This window comes from Paractinoplanes toevensis (genome assembly GCF_018332695.1).
Classification (GTDB): Bacteria; Actinomycetota; Actinomycetes; order Mycobacteriales; family Micromonosporaceae; genus Actinoplanes; species Actinoplanes toevensis.
The window spans coordinates 31,569-53,549 of the sequence record NZ_BOQN01000047.1; the positions used below are offsets into that span (position 1 = coordinate 31,569).

The 21,981-nt window shown below is 72.3% G+C and carries 17 protein-coding genes; 10 read left to right on the top strand and 7 right to left on the bottom strand.

Translation table 11 applies throughout. From position 1 onward, the window contains the following. The first annotated feature begins 36 nt into the window (after nucleotides 1–36). Together Ato02nite_RS15805 and Ato02nite_RS15810 are read left to right on the top strand one after the other, a co-directional pair. A complete protein-coding gene (locus tag Ato02nite_RS15805; RefSeq protein WP_213007275.1) occupies nucleotides 37–1,815 on the top strand; it encodes an AfsR/SARP family transcriptional regulator in 1,779 nt (592 codons plus the stop codon). 9 nt (nucleotides 1,816–1,824) lie between these two features. Next, nucleotides 1,825–2,205, top strand: coding sequence for a Rid family detoxifying hydrolase (locus Ato02nite_RS15810; protein WP_213007276.1), 381 nt, complete (start codon nucleotides 1,825–1,827; stop codon nucleotides 2,203–2,205). Between the two features lie 40 nt (nucleotides 2,206–2,245). On the opposite strand, the gene Ato02nite_RS15815 is transcribed toward Ato02nite_RS15810, so the two are convergent. The 4 genes from Ato02nite_RS15815 to Ato02nite_RS15830 all read right to left on the bottom strand — a co-directional run bounded on the left by Ato02nite_RS15815 (nucleotide 2,246) and on the right by Ato02nite_RS15830 (nucleotide 8,369). Beyond that, complete coding sequence (locus Ato02nite_RS15815; protein WP_213007277.1) at nucleotides 2,246–2,443, bottom strand: hypothetical protein; 198 nt, start codon at nucleotides 2,441–2,443, stop codon at nucleotides 2,246–2,248. A 91-nt stretch (nucleotides 2,444–2,534) separates the two neighbouring features. Continuing rightward, complete coding sequence (gene metH, locus Ato02nite_RS15820) at nucleotides 2,535–6,176, bottom strand: methionine synthase (RefSeq protein ID WP_213007278.1); 3,642 nt, start codon at nucleotides 6,174–6,176, stop codon at nucleotides 2,535–2,537. 120 nt (nucleotides 6,177–6,296) lie between these two features. Beyond that, the gene (locus tag Ato02nite_RS15825; RefSeq protein WP_213007279.1) at nucleotides 6,297–7,967 is read right to left on the bottom strand and encodes a bifunctional 3'-5' exonuclease/DNA polymerase; all 1,671 of its coding nucleotides are present in this window, start codon (nucleotides 7,965–7,967) and stop codon (nucleotides 6,297–6,299) included. 36 nt (nucleotides 7,968–8,003) lie between these two features. Next, on the bottom strand, nucleotides 8,004–8,369 hold the full coding sequence (locus Ato02nite_RS15830) for a DoxX family protein (protein WP_213007280.1): 366 nt from the start codon (nucleotides 8,367–8,369) through the stop codon (nucleotides 8,004–8,006). 100 nt (nucleotides 8,370–8,469) lie between these two features. Here Ato02nite_RS15830 and Ato02nite_RS15835 point away from each other — a divergent pair, with 100 nt between their 5' ends. Beyond that, complete coding sequence (locus Ato02nite_RS15835; protein ID WP_246607025.1) at nucleotides 8,470–8,838, top strand: winged helix-turn-helix transcriptional regulator; 369 nt, start codon at nucleotides 8,470–8,472, stop codon at nucleotides 8,836–8,838. Here Ato02nite_RS15835 and Ato02nite_RS15840 read toward each other — a convergent pair. Then, a complete protein-coding gene (locus Ato02nite_RS15840) occupies nucleotides 8,835–9,662 on the bottom strand; it encodes a metal-dependent hydrolase (RefSeq protein ID WP_213007281.1) in 828 nt (275 codons plus the stop codon). The two genes, Ato02nite_RS15835 and Ato02nite_RS15840, sit on opposite strands and share 4 nt — an antisense overlap. Nucleotides 9,663–9,746: 84 nt before the next feature. Beyond that, on the bottom strand, nucleotides 9,747–10,211 hold the full coding sequence (locus Ato02nite_RS15845) for a DUF1707 SHOCT-like domain-containing protein (protein WP_246607026.1): 465 nt from the start codon (nucleotides 10,209–10,211) through the stop codon (nucleotides 9,747–9,749). Nucleotides 10,212–10,431: 220 nt separating this feature from the next. On the opposite strand from Ato02nite_RS15845, the gene Ato02nite_RS15850 reads away from it, so the two are divergent. The 6 genes from Ato02nite_RS15850 to Ato02nite_RS15870 all read left to right on the top strand — a co-directional run bounded on the left by Ato02nite_RS15850 (nucleotide 10,432) and on the right by Ato02nite_RS15870 (nucleotide 17,373). Further along, nucleotides 10,432–11,664 (top strand): sensor histidine kinase, encoded by a 1,233-nt coding sequence (locus tag Ato02nite_RS15850; RefSeq protein ID WP_213007282.1) that lies wholly within the window; start codon nucleotides 10,432–10,434, stop codon nucleotides 11,662–11,664. Beyond that, nucleotides 11,661–12,335 carry a response regulator gene (locus Ato02nite_RS15855; RefSeq protein ID WP_213007283.1) on the top strand — a complete coding sequence of 225 codons (675 nt, stop codon included), beginning with the start codon at nucleotides 11,661–11,663 and terminating at the stop codon, nucleotides 12,333–12,335. Before Ato02nite_RS15850 ends, Ato02nite_RS15855 begins: the two co-directional genes overlap by 4 nt. Nucleotides 12,336–12,429: 94 nt before the next feature. Continuing rightward, nucleotides 12,430–12,783 (top strand): YciI family protein, encoded by a 354-nt coding sequence (locus Ato02nite_RS15860; protein WP_213007284.1) that lies wholly within the window; start codon nucleotides 12,430–12,432, stop codon nucleotides 12,781–12,783. 47 nt (nucleotides 12,784–12,830) lie between these two features. Then, on the top strand, nucleotides 12,831–13,559 hold the full coding sequence (locus tag Ato02nite_RS53260; protein WP_438873044.1) for an RNA polymerase sigma factor: 729 nt from the start codon (nucleotides 12,831–12,833) through the stop codon (nucleotides 13,557–13,559). Between the two features lie 24 nt (nucleotides 13,560–13,583). Next, nucleotides 13,584–13,982, top strand: coding sequence for a tetratricopeptide repeat protein (locus Ato02nite_RS53265; RefSeq protein WP_438873043.1), 399 nt, complete (start codon nucleotides 13,584–13,586; stop codon nucleotides 13,980–13,982). Between the two features lie 118 nt (nucleotides 13,983–14,100). Beyond that, nucleotides 14,101–17,373, top strand: coding sequence for a hsp70 family protein (locus Ato02nite_RS15870; protein ID WP_213007285.1), 3,273 nt, complete (start codon nucleotides 14,101–14,103; stop codon nucleotides 17,371–17,373). On the opposite strand, the gene Ato02nite_RS15875 is transcribed toward Ato02nite_RS15870, so the two are convergent. Next, on the bottom strand, nucleotides 17,370–19,277 hold the full coding sequence (locus Ato02nite_RS15875; RefSeq protein ID WP_213007286.1) for an amylo-alpha-1,6-glucosidase: 1,908 nt from the start codon (nucleotides 19,275–19,277) through the stop codon (nucleotides 17,370–17,372). The genes Ato02nite_RS15870 and Ato02nite_RS15875 overlap by 4 nt on opposite strands. Before the next feature lie 73 nt (nucleotides 19,278–19,350). On the opposite strand from Ato02nite_RS15875, the gene Ato02nite_RS15880 reads away from it, so the two are divergent. Then, nucleotides 19,351–21,981 carry an MGH1-like glycoside hydrolase domain-containing protein gene (locus Ato02nite_RS15880; protein WP_213007287.1) on the top strand — a complete coding sequence of 877 codons (2,631 nt, stop codon included), beginning with the start codon at nucleotides 19,351–19,353 and terminating at the stop codon, nucleotides 21,979–21,981.

The following is a 21,981-nucleotide window of genomic DNA, read 5'->3' on the forward strand; positions in this document are numbered from 1 at the left end:
TGCCGGATGCCGTCGTCAGGAGCAGAATCACCCGACGTGGGATCGACGATTCAGCTACTCGGGCGTCCCGGCATCCATCGGCCGGGCGAGCAGGGCCCGCGGCCACGTGGCCGCAAGACGTGGGCCCTGCTCGCCCTGGCCTCGTTCAGCGAGCGCCCGGTGCCGCGGCACCAGCTGGCCCGGATGCTGTTTCCCGACGCGGACGACGCTCCGGCGGCCTTGCGATGGTCGCTCTCCGAGCTGCGCCGGGGCCTGCGCCCGGACGCCGGCATCGACGGCGACCCGGTGGCACTCGACCTGGGCCGGGACACCGTCGTGGACGCCCAGGTGTTGCTGGCCGGCCAGGCCGAGGCCGACGTCGACGCGGGGGAACTGCTCGCCGGCATCGACCTGGCCGACTGCCCCGAGTTCGACCTGTGGCTGGCCCACCAGCGCGAACGGGTGGCCGGAGCGCTGCGTTCCTCGTTGCGGGCCGCGATCGGCGCCCGGCTGGCCGAGCGTCGCCCGGCCGAGGCCGTGCCTCTCGCCCGCCGCCTGGTCCAACTGGCCTCGTTGGAAGAGCAGAATCACGAGCTTCTGGTACGCGTACTGGCCGCGACCGGCGACCGCATCGCCGCGCACGCCGCCGCGGCGGCCTGCACCGCCCTGTTCCAACGCGAGCTCGGCGTGCCTCCGTCGTCCCGAGTACCCGGCTTCGCTTATCCGTCGGCCGAGCCGGATGGTGGTCGCGGTGCTGCCTCGGTGCGGTCCGCCGGGCCGGGCCCGGGTGGCGGCGTGGCCTGGGGGTTCACCCTGCTGCCGGACGGGCGGCGGCTGCTGGCCCGGCTCGAGGTCGAGGCAGGCAAGGCCGCGCTCGCGGCCGGCGCGACGGCCGACGGGCTGGAGCGGCTGCGGTCCGCGGTGATGATCGCCCGCGACCTCCGTGACGCGCAGGTCGAGGGCGAGGCCCAGGTGGCGCTGGGCGCGGCGATGGTCCACTCCGTCGCGCTCACCGAACCGGCCGGGGTGGCCGCGCTGGAGCGGGGGGCTTCGCTGGCCCGGGCCACCGGCGACCGGGCGACCGCGGCCACCGCCAGTCGTGAGCTGGCCTTCGTGGCACTCGGCTCGCGCGACGGTGCCGGCGGCATGCGGTTACGTGCGGCCCGCGAGCTGGCCGACGACGACGGCAAGCTCTCGGCCGTCCTCGGGATCGAGGCGTTCGCGCTCACCGACAGCGGCCGGTCCGGTCCCGCGATGGCCGGGTTCCACCGCTCGGTCGAACTCGCCGAGCGGGCCGGCGAGCCGCGCAAAGCGGCCTGGTCGCTGGCATTACTGGCCCGGGCCGAACTGATCGCGGGCGATACCGTGGCGGCCCGGGAGCACATCGGCAAGGCCCGCGAGCTGGTCACCGCCGAACGGTGGACCGCCTACCTTCCACTGGTGCTGGCCATCGCCGCCGAGCTCGACCTGCACGAGGGCCGCCTCGACGAAGCCGGCCAGCAGTTGGCCGCCGCCTGGACGACCACGCTCCGGCTGGCCGACCCGTGCTGGCTGTCGGTGACCGGGCGCGGGCTCGGCCTGCTGGCGGCCCGGCGCGGTGATCCCACCGAGGCGATGCGGTGGCTGGACGGCGCCTACCACCGCGCCACCGACCGGCCGCCGCTGATCTGCCGGTGGATGGACGCCGCGACGCTGGACTCGATCTGCGAGGTGGCGACGACCTTCCGGCTGCCCCGCGCCCGGGCCGCGGTCGCCGAGCTGGTCGCGCTCAGCTCGACCGCCCGGCTCCCCGGCTACGCGGCGCGGGCCCGCACCTACCAAGCTCTGCTGTCCTGAAGGGACGTCATGGAACGACGAGTCATCTCCACCGACCAGGCTCCGGCCGCTATCGGCCCGTACAGTCAGGCGGTTGTTGCCGGGGGTTTGGTCTTCTGTTCCGGCACCGCCGGGATCGATCCGGCGACCGGGGAGATCCCGCCCGGCATCGCCGAGCAGACCCGGCTCGCCCTGCGCAACCTCGACGCCGTGCTGACCGCGGCCGGTGCCTCGATGGCCACGCTGGTCAAGACCACGATCTTCTACCGGCACGTGGCCGACTTCGCGACGATCAACGAGATCTACGCGAGCTTCATGCCGGACCCGCCGCCGGCCCGCTCGGCCCCGGCCGGCGTCGACCTGCCCCGCGGGCTGCTGATCTCGATCGAGGCCGTCGCCGTGGTGCAGTGACGGGCCGGCCCCCGAGGAGGCCGGCCCATCTCTATATGAGTTACCAGCGGCGGCGGCGGTAGTGGCCGTGGTGCCGGTAGTGCCCGTGGTGCCGGTAGTGGCCGTGATGGCGGTAGTGGCCGTGGTAGCCGTACTGCTGCTGCGGGTGCTGGCCGTGGCCGTAGCCGTGACGGTGCGTCATGCGCTGGACCTTCGACGCGACCATCGAGAGCAGGAAACGCTTGACGAAGCCGCTCAACCGGGGTGCCGTCCTTCCGTTGGAAGCTTGGCACTTCACCGTAACGCGCTCTGTCGAGTACTCCCTGTGACCGACCTGGGTGCTTCCTGAGTCAGTCGATGTCGTAGGCCAGGTTGGGGCGCAGCCAGCGCTCGACCTCGTCGACCGGCATCCCGCGGCGCTTCGCGTAGTCGGTGATCTGGTCCTTGCCCAGGCGGCCGACGGTGAAGTAGCGGGACGCCGGGTGGGCGAAGATCAGGCCGCTGACCGCGGCGGCGGGCATCATGGCGAACGACTCGGTCAGCGCCACGCCGATCGAGTCCGTGCCGAGCAGCTCGAAGAGGTCCTTCTTCTCGCTGTGGTCGGGGCTCGCCGGGTAGCCCAGCGCCGGCCGGATGCCCCGGAAGCGCTCGGCGTGCAGGTCGGCGAGCTCGGGCTGAGCGTCCGGCTCGAACCAGTCGCGCCGGGCCCGCAGGTGGATGTATTCGGCGAACGCCTCGGCCAGCCGGTCGGCCAGCGCCTTTACCATGATCGCCCGGTAGTCGTCGTTCTCCGCCTCGTATTTCGCGGCCAGCTCACCGGCGCCGTGGATGCCCACCGCGAAGCCGCCCAGGTGGTCGCCCTTACCGGCCGGCGCGATGTAGTCGGCCAGGCTGCGGTTGGCCCGGCCGGCCGGCTTCTCGGTCTGCTGGCGCAGCATCGGGAACCGGTGCCCGTCGTTGTCGAGCACGATGTCGTCGCCCTCGGAGTGCGCGGGCCAGAAACCGTACAGTCCGCGGGCCTGGAACGAGCCGTCCGCGATGATCTGGTCGAGCAGGGTGTTGGCGTCGTCCCACAGCTCGCGGGCCACCGGCTGCTCGAGGATCGCCGGGAACTTGCCCTTGAGCTCCCAGGCCAGGAACAGGAACGTCCAGTCGACCATCTCGCGCAGCTCGGCGATGGTCGGCTCCACCATGCGTACGCCGGTGAAGGCCGGGGTGGGCAGCTCGCTGAAGTCGACCGACTCGCGGTTGGCCTGCGCCTCGGCCAGGCTCAGCAGCGGCTGGGCGCGCCGGTTCTCGTGCTGCAGGCGAAGCCGCTCCTGGTCGGCCCGGTTGGCGACGTCGAGCTTCTCGGCGCGGCCCGGGTCGAGCAGGTCGGAGACCACGCCGACGACCCGGGAGGCGTCGAGCACGTGCACCGTGGAGCCCTGGTAGGCCGGGGCGATCCGGACCGCGGTGTGCTGGCGGGACGTGGTCGCGCCACCGATCAGCAGCGGCAGCTTGAGGCCGCGGCGCTGCATCTCGGCGCCGACCGTGACCATCTCGTCGAGCGACGGGGTGATCAGGCCGGACAGGCCGATCGCGTCGGCGCCCTCGGCCACCGCGGTGTCCAGGATCTTGGCGGCCGGCACCATCACGCCGAGGTCGATCACCTCGTAGTTGTTGCAGCCCAGCACCACACCGACGATGTTCTTGCCGATGTCGTGCACGTCGCCCTTGACCGTGGCCAGCACGACCTTGCCCTGGCCGCGGTCGGCCTCGACCCGGCCCTCGAGTCGCGCCTGCTCCTTCTCGGCCTCCATGAACGGCTCGAGGTAGGCGACCGAGCGCTTCATCACGCGGGCGCTCTTGACCACCTGGGGCAGGAACATCTTGCCCGAGCCGAACAGGTCGCCGACCACCTTCATGCCGTCCATCAGCGGGCCCTCGATCACGTCGAGCGGCCGGGGGAGCTGGGCGCGGGCCTCCTCGGTGTCGGCCTCGATGTAGTCGACGATGCCGTGCACCAAGGCGTACGACAGCCGCTCGCCGACCGGGGTCTCCCGCCAGGACAGGTCGACCTCGCGCTGCTTGCCCTTGCCGGTGACGGTGGACGCGAACGTGACGAGCCGGTCGGTGGCGTCCGGCCGGCGGTCGAAGATGACGTCTTCAACCAGCTCGAGCAGGTCGGCTGGGATGTCCTGGTAGACGGCGAGCTGACCGGCGTTGACGATGCCCATGTCGAGGCCGGCCTGGACGGCGTAGTAGAGGAACGCCGAGTGCATGGCCTCGCGCACCACGTCGTTGCCGCGGAACGAGAACGACAGGTTGGAGATGCCGCCGCTGGTGCGCGCGCCCGGGCAGCGCTCCTTGATCAGCGGGAGGGCCTCGATGAACGCCTTCGCGTACCCGTTGTGCTCGCTGATGCCGGTGGCGACGGCCAGCACGTTCGGGTCGAAGATGATGTCGTCGGGGGCGAAACCGGCCTTCTCGACCAGCAGGTCGTAGGCGCGGCCGCAGATCGCGACCTTGCGGTCACGGGTGTCGGCCTGGCCCTGCTCGTCGAAGGCCATCACCACGACGCCGGCACCGAAGTCACGGATCCGCCGGGCCTGCCGCAGGAAGGGCTCCTCGCCCTCCTTGAGGCTGATCGAGTTGACCACGCCCTTGCCCTGCACGCACTTGAGGCCGGCCTCGAGCACGGTCCACTTGGAGCTGTCGATCATCACTGGGATGCGGGCGACCTCGGGCTCGGTCGCGATCAGGTTGAGGAACGTGGTCATCGCCTGCTCGCTGTCGAGCAGGTCGGCGTCCATGTTCACGTCGAGCAGGTTGGCGCCGCCGCGCACCTGGTCCAGGGCCACGTCGACCGCGCCCTGGTAGTTGTCGGCCTCGATGAGCCGGCGGAACTTCGCCGAGCCGGTGACGTTGGTGCGCTCGCCGATCATGACGAAGCCGGTGTCCGGGCCGATCGCGAAGGGCTCGAGGCCGGAGAACCGGGTGGTGGGCGCGGGCGGGTTGATCTGCCGCGGCGCCGCACCGGCCGCCACCCGGGCGATCTGCCCGATGTGGGCGGGCGTGGTGCCGCAGCAGCCACCGACGATGTTGACCAGGCCGTCCTCGACGAAGCCCTGGATCAGGGCGGAGGTCTGGGCCGGCGTCTCGTCGTAGCCGCCGAACGCGTTGGGCAGGCCCGCGTTGGGGTGCGAGGCGACGTAGGTGTCGGAGAGGCGGGCCAGTTCGGCCACGTGCGGGCGCATCTCGGCCGCGCCCAGCGAGCAGTTCACGCCGACGACCAGCGGGTGGGCCCGCTCGATCGAGCGCCAGAACGCCTCCACGGTCTGGCCGGAGAGCGTGCGGCCGGACAGGTCGACGATCGTCACCGAGATCCACAGCGGCAGGTCGGGGGCCACCTCGTGGGCGGCCGCGATCGCCGCCTTCGCGTTCAGCGTGTCGAAGATCGTCTCGACCAGCAGCAGGTCGACACCGCCCTCGACCAGTGCCGCGATCTGCTCGGCGTAGGCCGCCTTGACCTGGTCGAAGGTGACCGCGCGGTAGGCCGGGTCGTCGACCTTGGGCGACAGCGACAGGGTCACGTTGAGCGGGCCGACCGAGCCGGCCACGAACCGGGGGCGCCCGTCCCGCTCCTGCGCCTCGGCCGCCGCCTCGCGGGCCAGCTGGGCGCCGCGCACGTTCATCTGCTTGACCAGCGACTCGAGGCCGTAGTCGGCCTGCGCGATGCTGGTGGCGGTGAACGTGTTGGTGGTGGTGATGTCGGCGCCGGCCGCCAGGTATTGCCGGTGGACGTCGAGGATCACGTCGGGCCGGGTGAGGATGAGCAGATCGGGGTCGCCGGTGACGTCCTGCAGGTGATCGGGAGCGATCAGGTCACCGCGGTAGTCCTCGGGTCTGAGCTTGGCGCCCTGCAGCATGGTGCCCCAGGCGCCGTCGAGCACGAGGATGCGTTCTGCCAGGAGTCGCTTCAGCTCGGCGATGCGTGCGCTTCTCTCCATACCGACCACCTCCGTGGTAAACAACGGAGGCGCCCTTGGTCGGAATTCACCGAGCGAGCGTGGCGGGTGTCACCCCGTTGCAGCGCCTCTCGCTTCGGACCCACAAAGCTACCGCACTTGTCACTTGGCTTCGGCGTAAGCGCCAACTACTGAGACGTCCAACGGAAACCGCACCGAGGTCTCGCCGAACAGCAACCGTCCGGCCGTCGCCGCGCACTCGTTGACCGCGGCCACCACGGTGTCGGCCTCGTCGGCCGGGCAGTGCACCACCACCTCGTCGTGCACAAACAGCACCATTTCCGCTTTCATGCCGGTCAGCGCCGTGCGCAGGGTGGCCAGCAGGGTCAACGCCCACTCGGCCGCGGTGGCCTGGATGACGAAGTTGCGGGTGAAACGGCCCCGGGCCCGCCCGGACGCGCCGCCCTGGGCCTCGCCCGAACCGGTCTCCTCCGGCGGGTCGAGGCCCGCCTCCCGCCAGGCGGCCGCGGCGGGTGGGCAGGTGCGGCCCAGCCAGGAGCGGACCAGGCCGCCGGCCTCGCCGGTGCGGGCCGCGGCCTCGACGAACTCGAAGGCCTTCGGGTACTGCTTGCGCAGCACGGCCAGCGCCGGGATCGCGTTGCCGCCGGTCTGCCCGTACATCGCCCCGATCAGGGCGACCTTGGCCTTGGCCCGGTCGCCGTCGAACGAGTCGGTGGCCAGCGCCGCGTAGAGATCGCCGGCCGCGCCGGCCGCCGCGAACCGCTGGTCACCGGAGACGGCCGCCAGCATGCGCGGCTCCAACTGGCCGGCGTCGGCGACCACGAACCGCCAGCCCGGGTCGGCCACCACCGCGCGGCGCACCACCTTGGGCACCTGCAGGGCGCCGCCCCCGCGGGTCGCCCAGCGACCGGACACCACGCCACCCGGCACGTATTCCGGGCGGAACCGGCCGTCGCGCACCCAGGCGTCGCACCAGGACCACCCGTGCGCCGTCCAGATGCGGTAGAGCTCCTTGTATTCCAGCAGCGGGCGCACGGCCGGGTGGTCGACCTGTTTCAGCACCCACTGCCGGGTGTTGGGGATCGTCACCCCGCTGCGGGCGAACGCCTTCACCACCTCGGCCGGCGAGTCGGGGTGCAGGCCGTGCAGGCCGAACGCCTCGTTGATCTCGGCGGTCAGCTCGGCCAGCCGGCGCGGCGGCCCGACCGGTTGCGGCGCACCGAGCAACTCGCGCAGCAGCTCGTCGTGCAGGTCGGCGCGCCACGGCAGGCCCACGTGCCCCATCTCGGCCCCGACCAGGGCACCCGCCGACTCGGCCGCCACCAGCAGCCGGAATCGGCCGGGGTGCTCGGTGCCGGCGATGCGGGCGTGCTGATCCGCATACACCTCCTGGACCGCCTCGAGCACGTCGAAGCCGGCGGCGGCCGGCGGAGCGCCGGTGGTCTCGAAGAGGGCGGCCTGGGCGAAGCCGGGCGGCTCGGCCGCCAGGCGAGGCGTATCGGGCGGGACCGGCAGGCCGAGCAACCGGGCCCGCGCCGCGGCCAGCGCCCGCGGCGCACCCCACCGGCCGGCGTGGCCGAGCAGCAGCGATTCGGTGAGCTCGAGATCGTGGCAGCGGGCCACCCGCACGCCCGCGCGCAACAGCACCGGATAGAGATCGAACGTGGCCGGCCAGACCCACCGGGGATGATCGGCCGCCTCCCGCTCGCCGATCGCCGCGGCCAGGTCACGCACGTGCCGGGGCGGGCCGAGGGGGATCCCGTCGGCCCGCAGATCGAGCAGGCGCCCGTCGGGCGCCACCGCTACCAGCACACCGTCATTGTGCGGCCGGGGTACGACAGTTTTTGGTCAGAGCCAGACGGTGGCGAGCCAGGCGGCCACCACGGCCAGCACCAGCAGGACGGCGTTGAGCCAGAGCACGCTCGCCTCGCCCCGGCGCAGGTGCACGATCGCACCGCCGATCTGGATCAGCACCAGGCCGATCGCGGCGGCCAGGGCGAGGCCCTCGGCGATCCCGGTCAGCGGCGGCAGGACCAGGCCCAGCCCGCCGAGGATCTCCAGCGCGCCGATCAGCCGGACCACCGGCATCGGGATCTGGTCGACCCAGCCCATCATCGGCCGGAGCTTCTCCTGGCTCTGGCTGACCTTCTGCACGCCGGCGAAGAGGTAGAAGACGGCAAGCAGCCCGGCGACGATCCAGTACGCGATTTCCATGTCAGCCCCTTGGTTACTATCGGGAAGTAACCACATGATGGGGTACTCAAGAAGGCCGTACAAAAGGCACATCCGTGTGCCTGAGGAACCGGGAGCCGTCATGAAGTACGTGCACAGCTGCATGATCCGCGGGGATGGCGGCCGGACGCTGCGGGCCATCCTCGACCAGATCTGCAACAAATGGACGTTGCTCGTCGTGGCCACCCTCGACGCCGGCACGCTGCGCTTCAAGGAGCTGCACCAGCGGATCCCCGGCATCTCTCAGCGCATGCTGACCCTGACCCTGCGCAACCTGGAACGCGACGGCCTGGTGTCCCGCACGGTGCACGCCGAGGTGCCGCCCCGGGTGGACTACGAACTGACCGAGACCGGCCGCAGTCTCCTCGAGCCCGCGCTGGCCCTGGCCGGCTGGGCCATCGAGCATGTGCCGCAGATCGAGGCCAGCCGGGAGGCGTACAAGAAGGCTTAGGGTGCGTTGTCGGCCCAGGCGTCGAGTTCGAAGCGGTGCAGCAGGCCGGGGGCGAACATCGCGGCGATCGACAGCACCGCGATCAGGGTGAAAGCCGTCCGCAGCACGATCGTCTCGGTCTTGCCGCCCACCCGCACGGCCAGCCCGTTCGGGACGCCGACCATCCGCCACATCCGCCGGCCGGTCGGTATCGGCCACAGGATCGGCACGCCCGCCGAGGTGATGATGTCGCCGAGCAGGTGCACGAAACAGCCCACCCCGACCGCGAACCCGAGCATCGGATAACCGCGGTCACCCGGCAGGGCCGCCGCCGTGAGCCAGGCGATCACGCCCGAGCAGATCGTGACGATCACCCAGCCGGCCCGCTCGGCCCACTCGTCGAACAGGCCGCGAAGCGCGAGGCCCGCCATGAAGAAGATGATGCCCACCACGGCCCACTTGCCGTAGTGCGCACACAGCGCGGTCGTGCCCCAGCCGACCAGGGCCGCGAACGGCAGCGTGTGGGTGAACGTGCGATGCCCGTTGTTGCGCCGCGGATCCCGGCTGAGCCGGGTGGCGGTGTAGACGCCGAGCGAGATCTTCTCGATCACCTCGGCCACGAACAGGGAGAACACCCCGAACGTACGGGCTACCGTGGCGCCGCCCTTGTTGCGGGTGACCTTGCCGGACAGGTCGAGGTCGGGCAGCAGCGCCGCCCCGGCACAGACCGTGGTGCCCACCGCCACCGTCAGCGGCGACTGGCCGTAGCCCGCGAAGTGGTCCAGAGCCCAGCTGCCGGCCAGCCACGCGGCCGCCCCCGAAAGGGCGTGCGACGGTCCCATCATCTTTTGTTGTCCCCTCCCCGCAAGCCGCTCACTTTCGCAGAGCGGGGAGGGGCGTTCAACGACCGTCGCGTCCACTGTCGATCTTTATTGCCTCCGCCACTCCGGGCCGTTCCACGGCGCGACGCGGTGCGCGTAGCTGTAGCGCGGCTCGTAGTGACTCCACCGGGCGTGCCGCACCAGCCCCATGACCAGGAAGACCAAGGGGATGGCCGGCCAGAAGAAGTGAGCGCCGGAGAGCACCCACAACCCGGTCAGGACGCCGGCGGCGATCATCACGAAACTGGCGTGCCGGCGCAGGGCCCGGCGTGTCGCGAGCCGGAACTCCGGCGCGTGCGCCTCGGCCATCGCCCGCCGGCCTCCGTCGGGGAGATCCGCCGTCAGCGGCCCCAGCTCATCGCGGTACTTGGTGGCGTACACGGCGGCCAGCCGCTCCTCGCCTTCCTCCAGGGTCAGGCGGCCCTCGGTCATCGCGGCGCGCAGGATCTCGGCGATCTGCTCGCGCTCTTTGTCGGAGGTCCGCATGCGGGTCGGGGTCTCGTTCGGGTTCACGTTGTCCTCCTCGTGGACGTCGTGTCTCCAGAGTCGGCCTTCCGCCGCGCCGCGGCGTCGGCCCGGCGGCGCATCTTGGCGGCGGCTTTCCGGCGGTCAAAACCCTTGCGTGTACGACCGGGGGCTCATCGCCGAGTCGTCGCGTACGACCCAGGTCGTACCGGTGCTTCAGACCCAGCTCCGATGCCCCGGCCGGGCCCGGTGCCGTAGGTTCGGCCGCATGGAGGAAGTGATGCGACCGTGGGGTCCGCCGTGGCGGGAGGACCGCCGCAACCGGCGGTTCCGGAGTCGCCACTGGGCGCGTCCCGGTGCCGGTGTCGTCGCCGGCTTCTTCCATGTGATCGGGGCAAACAACGCGGCCGACGAGGGGGCCGTCTTCCGCCCGATCACCCGGTGGGTCGACGTCCTGCTGCTGGCCGGTCCGATCGCCCTGGTCTGGCGCAAGCGGTTCCCGGTCGCCGTCTTCGCGATCGCCGCGGCCGCCTCGATCGGCTTCGCCACGTTCGCGGCTCCCCGGTGGAGCTACGCGGTGGCCCCCGCGATCGCCCTGTTCAACCTGGCCCGGATGGGCCGCCCGTGGCCCGCCGCGATCGGCGGCGCCGTGTCCTACGTCGCCTACTTCGCGATCTGCTGGGCCTTCGCAGACCGGCTGGGGGTGCCGGCCGGCGCCCGGCCCGGCCTGCGTGAGGCCGTGCTCCTGGCCGTCGCCATGATCGTGCTGATCTTCCTGGGCGGTGCTTCGAAGGTCCGGTCCGAGCACATGGCCGAGATGATGAAGATCCGGGCCGAGCGGGAACGCGCCAAGAAGGAGCAGGAGCGCCGCCAGGCGTCCGAGGAGCGGCTGCGGATGGCCCGGGAGCTGCACGACGTGCTCGGCCACCACCTGTCACTGATCAACGTGCAGGCCGGGGTGGGCCTGCACCTGATGGACAAGCAGCCCGAGCAGGCCCGTGAGGCGCTCACCGCGATCAAGACCGCGTCCGCCGAGGCGCTGCGCGAGGTGCGGGCGGTGCTCGACGTGATGCGCGCGGAAAACGAGTCGGCACCCCGGCAGCCGGCCCTGGGCCTCAACCGGCTGGAGGAGCTGACCGCCGACGCCGGCCTGCCGATCACCACCAAGATCACCGGTGACGAGCGCCCGCTGCCGCCCGAGGTCGACCGCGCGGCCTACCGGATCGTCCAGGAAGCGCTGACCAACGTCCGCAAGCACGCCGGCCCGGGCGCGACCGCCTCGATCGCCGTCGATTACCTGCCGACGGCGTTGCACCTGGCCATCCGCAACGAGGGTCCGGACGCCGCCGAGACCGGCACCGACCCCGGCGAGGGCACGGGCATCGCCGGCATGCGCGAGCGCGCCCAGAGCCTCGGTGGCTCGGTGGAGGCCGGTCCGGTCGACGGCGGCTTCCTCGTCTCCGTCCTGCTGCCCACCCCCGACGACGGGAGCCTTTCGTGATCACCGTGCTGCTGGCCGACGACCAGGCGCTGCTGCGGGCCGGTTTCCGGGCGCTGCTCAACGCCGAGCCCGACATAAAGGTCGTGGCCGAGGCCGCCGACGGCCTGGAGGCGGTCCGGCAGGCTCAGCAGACCCGCCCCGACGTCGTGCTGATGGACATCCGGATGCCCGGCGTCGACGGCCTCGAGGCGACCAAGCGCATCGCCGCCGACCCGGCCCTGGCCGAGACCCGGGTGGTCATCCTGACCACGTTCGAGCTCGACGAGTACGTGTTCGAGGCCCTGCGCGGCGGCGCCTCCGGCTTCCTGGTGAAGGACACCGAGCCGGTCGACCTGCTGCGCGGCATCCGGGCGGTCGCGGCCGGCGACGCCCTGTTGTCGCCGAGCGTGACCCGCCGGGTGATCGGCGAGTTCGCCACCAAGCAGGCCCAGTTCCGCCCGGTCGCCCCGCCCGCCCTGCTCGATGCCCTGACCGACCGTGAGCGGGAGGTCCTCGTCCTGGTCGCCGAGGGCCTGTCCAACGACGAGATCGCCGCCCGCCTGGTGATCAGCCCGGCCACCGCGAAGACCCACGTGAGCCGCACCATGATCAAAATGGGTGCCCGGGACCGCGCCCAGCTGGTCGTCATCGCCTATGAGGCCGGCCTGATCCGCCCGGGCTGGCTCGGTTGAAAATTCCTTCCGCGGCTCTGTCGAAAACGCCGGGGCGGCGGCGTCATCACTTCGCCGGTGCCGCAACGGGCGGCGCCCGGGAGGGGAGACCCTGATGCACTACGCACTTCTGATCTACGGCAACGAGAAGGCCTGGGAGTGCCGGGACGAGCGGGAGAAGCAGGAGAACCACGAGCGGCACGGCCGATTCATGGCGATGCTGCGCGAGCGTGGCGCCCTGCTGCCCGGCGGGCAGGAGCTCGCGGCGGCCAGCACGGCCACCACCGTGCGCAACGGCGACCAGGTCTCGGTCACCGACGGGCCGTACGCGGAGACGGCCGAACAGATCGGCGGGTTCTACCTGATCGACGCGCCCGACCTGGACGCGGCGCTGGAGATCGCCCGGCAGCTGCCCGAGCCGATCGTCGAGGTCCGGCCGGTCGTGATGCACCCGGAGATGGGCAACTGACCGCTGAACAGGCCGTCGAGCAGGCGTACCGCGACGAGTGGTCACGCCTGCTCGCCCTGCTCGTCACCCGGCTGCGGCGGTTCGACGTGGCCGAGGACAGCCTGCAGGACGCGTTCGTGGCGGCCGCGCGGGTCTGGCCGGAGCAGGGCGTGCCGGCGAAACCGGCGGCGTGGCTGTGGACGGCGGCCTACCGGCGGGCGCTCGACCGGGTGCGGCGGGAGGAGGCCGACGCCCGGCGGCTCCCGCTGCTGATCGCCGACCCGGCGCCGGCCGACGACTACAGCGATGTCGCCGACGAGCGACTGCGGCTGCTCTTCGCCTGTTGCCACCCGGCGCTGCGCCCGGACGCCCGGGCCGCGCTGATGCTGCGCTTCGTGGCCGGCCTGACCACCGCCGAGATCGCGCGGTTGTTCCTGGTCGGCGAGCCGACGATGGCTGCGCGGCTGACCCGGGCCAAGGCGAAGATGGCGGTGGCCGGCATCCCGCTGCGCGCGCCGTCGGCGGCCGACCTGCCGGAACGCCTCGACGTGGTGCTGCGGGTCATCTACCTGATCTTCACCGAGGGCTACCGGGCCACGGCCGGCCCGGAGTTGGTCCGGCCGCGGCTGGCCGACGAGGCGATCCGGCTCGGCTACCTGGTCGGTGAGCTGCTGCCCGGCGAACCACGCACGCTGGCCCTGCTCGCGCTGATGCTGCTGCAGCACGCCCGGCGGGACGCCCGAGTGGCCGAGGACGGCGCCCTCGTCCTGCTGCCCGACCAGGACCGCGCACGATGACGGCACGACGAGATCGCCCGCGGGGTGAGCCTGCTCGGCCTGCTGGAGGCGGCGCCGATGCCGGGGGAATACCACCTGCAGGCGCTGATCGCGGCCGAGCACGCCAAACCGGCACCGACCGACTGGCCGCGCATCGCCCACCTGTACGCCGAGCTGGAACGCCGCACACCGTCCCCGATGGTCCGGCTCAACCGGGCCGTTGCGGTGGCCGAGGCCGGTTCGCCGGAGGCCGCGCTGTCCCTGATGGACGGGCTGGTCGTGCGGGACAGCCACCTGCTGCCCGCGGTCCGCGCCGAGTTGCTCACCCGCCTGGGCCGGCACGCCGAGGCCGCTGAGGCCTTCGACGAGGCACTGACCCTGGTCCGCACCGACCCGGAACGCCGGCACCTGCTGCGCCGCCGCGCCACTCCGCCGCAAGGCTGAGGGGTGCCGAGCGGATCGAGGACGGCCGCACCCTAAAGGGCGGATCTTTGACGCGGAGGGTGTCGGCTTTTGTGCGGAGCGTTTCGGCGGACGGGGTCGTACTCCTAGCATCCGGGGGATGGGGGAGTACGGCCTCGGAGTCGATCTAGGTACCACTTACACCGCCGCGGCGACCAATGTCGACGGTGTGGTGGAGACTGTCCGGCTCGGTGGGCGCGGGCCGGAGATGCCCTCGCTGGTCTTCCTGCGCTCCGACGGTGAGGTCCTCGTCGGGGACGCCGCGCAGCGTCGCGGGGAAGGCGAACCGACCCGGCTGGCGCGGGAGTTCAAGCGCCGGCTCGGTGACCCGGTGCCGATCATGCTGGGTGGCACGCCGATGTCCGCGCACGCGCTCACCGCGCGGGTGCTGCGGCACGTCACGGCCGCCGTCGCGAACGGTCAGGGCGGGCCGCCGAGCCGGATCGTGCTCACCCACCCGGCCAACTGGGGTCCCTACAAGCGGGAGCTGCTGCAGCAGGCGGCCCAACTCGCCGACCTGCAGCAGGTGACGCTGCGAAGCGAGCCGGAGGCGGCCGCCGTGCGCTACGCGAGCACGGCGCGGGTCGCGGTCGGCGAGACCATCGCGGTGTACGACCTGGGCGGTGGCACCTTCGACGCCGCGGTGCTGCGCAAGACGGCGAGCGGCTTCGACGTCCTCGGCGAGCCGCAGGGTGTCGAGCAGCTCGGTGGGATCGACTTCGACGAGGCGATCCTCGAATACGTGCGCGAGCAGCTCGGCGCCAACCTGGCCGAGATGGACCTGTCCGACCCGGCGGTCACCGAGGCACTCACCCGCCTGCGCCGCGAGTGCGTCGAGGCCAAGGAGAGCCTGTCCTTCGACACCGACGCGGAGATCGGGGTCGCCCTGCCCCGCCTGCACACCCGGGTGCGCATCCACCGGGCCGAGTTCGAGTCGCTGATCTCCCCGGCGCTGGAGGACACCATCGCCGCCATGCGGCGGGCCCTGCGGTCCGCCTCGGTCGAACCGTCCGACCTGCACTGCATCGTGCTGGCCGGCGGCTCCGCCCGCATCCCGCTGGTCGGCTCGCTGGTGGAGGAGGCATTCGGCCGCCCGGCCGCCTCCGACGAGCAGCCCGAGCTGGGCATCGCCCTGGGCGCGGCCCGCCTGAGCGGCCCGGCCGGCGTGCTGCGAGAGCCGCCCATGCCGGACTCAGCCGGCCCGTCGCGGATCGCGAGCGTCCGGTCGCCCATCTCGCCCACCGGCCCGGCCAGGACGGCCGGGCGAGCGGCCGCGGGCGCGGCAGGCGGCGGCGCGAGGACAGCGGGCGGCGCCGCGGGCTCGGTGGCCGCGGGCGCAGCGGGCGGCGCGGGCGCGGGCGGCTCGGGCGCGGGCGCCGCGGGCGGCTCGGGTGCGGGCGCCGCGGATATGGGCGCAGTTGGTGGAGGTGCGCGCGCCGGTGGGCCTGGGGGGCGTGGCGCGGGCCCTGGGCGTCAGGTGCCTGTTGCCGGGACGGCTGCTGCCGGGGCCGCCGGCCCGGGCCTTGCGGCCGCGCCTGCGGGAACCGGTGGGGCGCCCGCCCACGGAGTTGTGGGCGGAGCCGCGCCGGGTGGCGCCGGGCCGGTGAACTCGGCGGTGCCCGGGACTGCGCCGACGCTTCACGACGGTGCCGGGGCCGCTGTGCCGTCGTCGGTCCGGCCGTTGAGTCCGGGCGCGCCCGGACTGCCCTCGGCGCGGGTTTCCGGGTCGGCGCAGGTGCCGGGCAGCGGCGGGACGGGCAGCGGCGGGACAGGCAGCGGCGGCGGGACGGGCAGCGGCGGCGGGACGGGCAGCGGCGGCGGGACGGGCAGCGGCGGCGGGACGGGCAGCGGGGCGTTCCCGCAGCAGCGGGGGGCCGCGCCGACAAGCTTTTCGACGGGCGTGAGCTCGGGCGTGAGCTCGGGGGCGATCCCGCTGAGCGTGCCGCCGGCGGACACGGCCTCGCGGGGCTGGCCCGGGCCGGCGCAGGCGGCGAAGAAGCGGTCGGTGAAGTGGCCGATCATCGGTGGATTCGCGGCTGTGCTGGTGACGGTGGCCGCGGTATCGGCGATCGTTCTCTGGCCCAAGGACCGAGATGGCGGGGGGACCACGCCGGCCGCGGGTAGTGCGACCAGCGAGGTTGCCTTGCCGGCGGCGACGGCGGCGACGGTGGTCTGGAAGACCGCTACCGGAGTGGCTGCCACCGAACCGCCGGCCGTCGGTGCCGAGCTGGTGTTCGTGAGCGGTAAGGACGGCACGCTGCGGGCCTTCCGGCGCTCGGACGGCGGGGCCGCGTGGGAACGTCGACTGGGGGACGGGCTGCGGGCCTCGACCCGGGTGGTGGGCGGGGTCGTCTACGCGGTCACCGGGGACGGCGGGGTCTATGCGATCGACGCCGCCAAGGGCAGCGAGGTCTGGAACCGCAGCACCGGCAATCCGATCGTGGCGCGGCCGGTCGTCGACGCCGAGCGGATGTTCGTGGGTGGCCAGGACGGTGTGCTCTACGGGTATCGCTCGGCCGCCGGTAACGGCCGGTGGCGGGTGCAGGTCGGGGAGGTCAGCTACCCACCCACGGTGATCGGCGGGGTGGCCGTCGTCGCCGGTGGTGACGGGCGGATCCACGGGGTGAACGCCGATGGCACCCAGCTCTGGAAACCGAGTGTGGGCAAGGCGAGCGGCGGGCCGGTGGACGCGGGCGAGGCCGCCTGCGTGGCGCTCGCGGACGGGACCGCCCGCTGCGTACGGATGGCCGACGGCGAGCTGCTGCCCGTGATCAAGGCCGACGGTACGACCCTGACCAGGATCTATGCGGCGGGCGGGGTGCTCTACGGCGCGGGTGCGGACGGGTCGGTCGGTGCCTGGGACGTGGTTACCGGGGAGAAGCGCTGGCGGACCGCGGGGGCGGGTGCGGCCGGTTTCCCGGTGGTGCGGGCCGGCGGCGTCGACGTCGTCTTCCCGGACGGGCGGATCGAGGGGCTCGACGCGGCCACCGGGAAGGTGCTGTGGGAGGCGCGGACCGGTGACCGGTTCGGCGCGGCGTCCCGTGGTGACGATGCCGGGCTCTACGCCGTCGGTGACGGCGGTGTTCTGTACTCGCTGCGACCGCCGGGCACCGCCGCCGCACCGGCGGTGACGACCACGGCGCCGACGACCGCACCCACCGGGACCAGGAAGCCGACCACCCGGCCGACGACGAGACCGACGACGAGGCCGACCACGCGGGAGCCGATCACCACGCCGCCGACGACCGAACCCACCACCGACCCGACGCCGACCGACGACGGCGGCGCCGGTGGCAACAACGGCGCCGGCAACAACGGCAACAACGGCGGTGACCCGAACGGCGACGGGGTCTTTCCGGGAACCGGGGGCTAGAGCCGGCGGGCGCGCAGGGTCTCGGCGACCGACCAGGCCTGGAACGGGCAACCCGTCGCCGAGTGCGGGGCGTCGCCGTCCGCGGTTTCCGAGACCGAGCCCAGCCCGTACTCCCCGAGGTGGTCGTCGGCGTCGGAGAGGGTCTGGTCGGCCGAGACGCCGAGCCGGCGCCAGGCCTGCACGAACGGCCCGGTCAGCCACGGCCAGACCGTGCCGGTGTGGTAGGCCGTGTCCCGGGCGGCCGGGTCGCCGCGGTGCACGCCCTGGTAACCGGGGGTGCCGGGGGCGAGGCTGCGCAGCCCGAGCGGTGTCATCAGGGCCGCGCCGATGGCCTGGAGGGTGGCCGGTTCGGGGCGCAGCGGGGCGTACGGCAGGGACCAGGCCAGCAGCTGGTTGGGCCGCATGGCCGGGTCGTCGCCGCCGGGGCCGTCGACCACGTCGTACAGCCAGCCGGTCGGCGCCGGGAAGCGGCGGGCGAAGCCGGCCAGGGCCTCCGGGTGCGCGCGCACCGCCGCGCCGGCGCCGGTGCGGGCCTGCCAGGCCAGTTTGATCACGGTGGCGAGGCCGTTGACCCAGAGCGCGTTGATCTCGACCGGCTTGCCCATCCGCGGGGTGACCGGCACCCCGTCGACCCGCGCGTCCATCCAGGTCAGCGCCTCGCCCTCGGCGCCCTGCCGGAGCAGGCCGTCGAGCGGGTCGGCCGCGATGCCGTAGCGGGTGCCCTTGAGGTGGTGGTCGACGACGTCGAGCAGGGCCGGCAGCAGCTCGGCGGCCAGGTCGAAGTCGCCGGTGGTGGCCACGTGCCGGCCGACCGCGTGCAGGAACCACAGGGTGCCGTCGGCGGTGTTGTACTCGACGCTGCCGGTGTCGGCGGTGTTCGCCAGCATGCCTTCGGACAGGGTCGCCGCGTACGACCGGAGCAGTTCGCGGCCCTCGGACGCCCGGTTGGTGGCCAGGAACAGGCCCTCGTAGCTGAGCATGGTGTCGCGTGACCAGGCGCCGAACCACGGATAGCCGGCCACCACGTCGGGCCCGGCGGCGGTGCGCACGATGAACGCGTCGGCGGCCAGGGCCAGGGTGGCCTGGGCGTCGTCGGCGGGAGCGGCGGCGGCCACCACGGCCCGGTTGCGCCGCCGGGCGGCGGCGACGACCTCGGTCGCGGGCGGTGGCGCATCGTCCAGGTCGAACGCCCAGGCGGACACCGACGCGGTGGATCCGGGCTGCCGTAGTTCGGCGTGGAAGCTCCCGGCGTACCAAAGATCTTCTATTGGTTGAAGCCCGCGGGCCGCCTCGGCCCGGTGCCGCACCCCGCGCCACCAGCCGCCGCCGGGCCGGAATTCCGGCCCGCGCAAGCGGTACGCGTCCTCGACCACGCACCCGCCCTCGGCCGTCCCGACCACCGGCGGTGGACCGCCCGCGGTCCGCTCCTTGTGCACGTCCCGCCAGGTGACCAGGGCTTCCAGGGAGAGGCCGACCGGGCCGCCGGTGAGCAGGCGGTGCACGACGGCGACCGACGGCCGGCCGTGGACCATGGCGAGCTCGCGTTCGATGACGACGTCACCGATCCGCCAGCGCCAGCGGGGGAGGCCGTCGACGAGTTCGAAGCCGGCGAGAAGTTCGTGCCCGCGTGGGGCGATCGTCCCGTCCGACCACTCGTGGGTGGCGAGTCGCACCGTCGCGCCGGAGGCCAGGGTGACGATCGGATCGAGTGCGGCGAGGCCGAGCCGCCGGCCCTGATCCGACCCGGCGACGAGCAAGCCGTGGTAACGCCGTGTTCGCAAACCCGAAACGGTGCCCATCGCATAGCCGCCGCAACCGTCGGGTACGAGCCACTCGCGGGCCGCACCCTCCGTGACGCTGCCACACACCTGAGGTCCGAAAGCCAGGCGACGCACCGTAGCCATCAGATGACCTCCAGTTGTCGGGCAGAATCATTTGTTGTCAACAGACGTAACACGCGACGGTGAGAATCAAGTTATGGGGGTGAGTCACGGCGTGGCGGAGCGCGTACGGCTGGCGCAGGCCGATTCCGGTGAGCAGCCGTGGCGCTCGTGGGGCCCTTATCTCGCCGAGCGCGCGTGGGGCACGGTCCGCGAGGACTACAGCGAGCACGGCACGGCATGGGACTACTTCCCGCACGATCATGCGCGGTCCCGAGCGTACCGGTGGAACGACGACGGCATGGGTGGCATCTGCGACGACCGGCAGACGTTCTGTTTCGCCCTGGCGCTCTGGAACGGCAAGGATCCGATCCTCAAGGAGCGGATGTTCGGCCTGGGCGGCGACGGCGGCAACCACGGTGAGGACGCCAAGGACTACTGGTGGTACCAGGACTCCACGCCCACCCACTCGTGGATGAAGTGGCGCTACCACTACCCGCAGAAGGAGTTCCCGTACGACCAGATCGTCCGGGAGAACGGCACCCGGTCGCGCGAGGCGTCCGAGTACGAGCTGGTCGACACCGGAGTCTTCGACGACGACCGGTTCTGGGCGGTCACCGTCGACTACGCGAAGGCCGGCCCGAAGGACATCTGCATCGCGATCACCGTGTCCAACCGCGGCCCCGAGCCGGCCACCCTGGACGTGCTGCCCACGCTGTGGTTCCGCAACACCTGGTCGTGGGGTGCGCCGAACCGGCCGAAGCCGACGCTCACCGGCACCCCGGGCCGCCTGGCCGGCCGGCACCGCACGCTCGGCCACCTCACGCTCGAGGGCGAGGGCGACGCGCCCACCCTGGTCTGCGACAACGAGACGAACGCGCAGCGGCTGTGGGGCCAGCCGGGCACCAGCACGTACCCGAAGGACGGCATCAACGACCATGTGATCGCGGGTGCGCCCACGGTCAATCCGGCGAACGTCGGCACCAAGGGTGCGCTGCATTACCAGGTGACACTCGGGGCGGGCGAGACCCGTACCCTCCGGCTTCGGCTCACCCAGGGTGAGGGTTTCGAGGAACCGTCGAATCTGGACCTGGGCGCCGGCTGGGAAGCCGTCATGCGCGACCGGGCCCGCGAGGCCGACGACTTCTTCGGCGAGATCATCCCGCCCGAGGCGTCGGCCGAGGAAGCGGCGGTGGCCCGGCAGGGCATCGCCGGGCTGATGTGGGGCAAACAGTTCTACCACTTCGACGTGAAGCAGTGGCTGACCGGCGACCAGGGCTCGGCGCCACCCCCGCCGGGCCGCCGTTACGGGCGCAACAACGCCTGGTGGCACATGAACAGTTTCGACGTCATCTCCATGCCGGACCCGTGGGAGTACCCGTGGTACGCGGCCTGGGACCTGGCGTTCCACTGTGTCTCGATCTCCCGGGTCGACCCCGGATTCGCCAAGTCCCAGTTGCTGTTGCTGCTCCGCGAGTGGTACATGCACCCCAACGGCCAGATTCCGGCGTACGAGTGGGCCTTCGGCGACGTCAACCCGCCGGTCCACGCGTGGGCGGCGTTGCGGGTCTTCGAGATCGACGGCGGTCGCGACTTCGACTTCCTGGCCCGGGTCATGCACAAGTTGCTGCTCAACTTCACCTGGTGGGTCAACCGCAAGGACGTCGGCGGCAACAACGTCTTCGAGGGCGGCTTCCTCGGGCTGGACAACGTGGGCCCGTTCGACCGGTCCGCGGCCCTGCCGGTGGCCGGTGTCCTCGAGCAGTCGGACGGCACCGGCTGGATGGCGATGTACGCGCTGAACCTGCTGGACATGGCGATCCGGCTGGCCCTGCACGACCGCACCTACGAGGACATGGCGACGAAGTTCTTCGAGCATTTCGCCTACATCGCCGAGGCCGCCTACCGGCAGGGCCTGTGGGACGAGGAGGACTGCTTCTTCTACGACCAACTGCGCCTGCCGGACGGCCACAAGCTGCCGCTCAAGGTGCGCTCGATCGTCGGACTGCTGCCGCTCGCCGCCACCACCCGGCTGACCGCGGCCACCCTCAACCGGCTGCCCGAGCTGAACGCGCGGTTGCGCTGGCTGCGGCACTCGCAGGGCGAGGTGGCCGACATCATCAGCGCCCGCCGGCTGTCGGCCGAGGGCCGCCAGCAGCGGCTGCTCTCCATGGTGGGCCAGGACCAGCTGCTGCGCATTCTGGCCCGGATGCTCGATCCGGAGGAATTCCTTTCGGCGTACGGGATCCGCACCCTGTCGAGGTCACACCTGGAGAAACCGTTCACGGTGTCGCTGGGCGGTTCCGACTTCACCGTCGGTTACGAGCCGGCCGAGTCGACGAGCGGCCTGTTCGGCGGCAACTCGAACTGGCGCGGCCCGGTCTGGATGCCGGTCAACTACCTGCTGGTCGAGGCCCTGCGCGAGTTCGCCGACTTCTTCGTCGAGGACCTCATGGTGGAGTACCCGACCGGCTCGCAGCAGAAGGTGTCACTCGGCGAGGTGGCGAACGACCTGTCCCGCCGGCTCATCTCGTTGTTCCTGCCGGACGAGAACGGCCACCGGCCGATCTACGGCGCCAACGAGATCCTCCAGCAGCACCCGGACTGGAAAGACCTGATCGTCTTCCCCGAGTACTTCCACGGCGACAACGGCGCGGGCCTCGGCGCCTGGCACCAGACCGGCTGGACGGCGCTGGTCGTCGATCTGATTCTCACCCTGCGGCGCTGA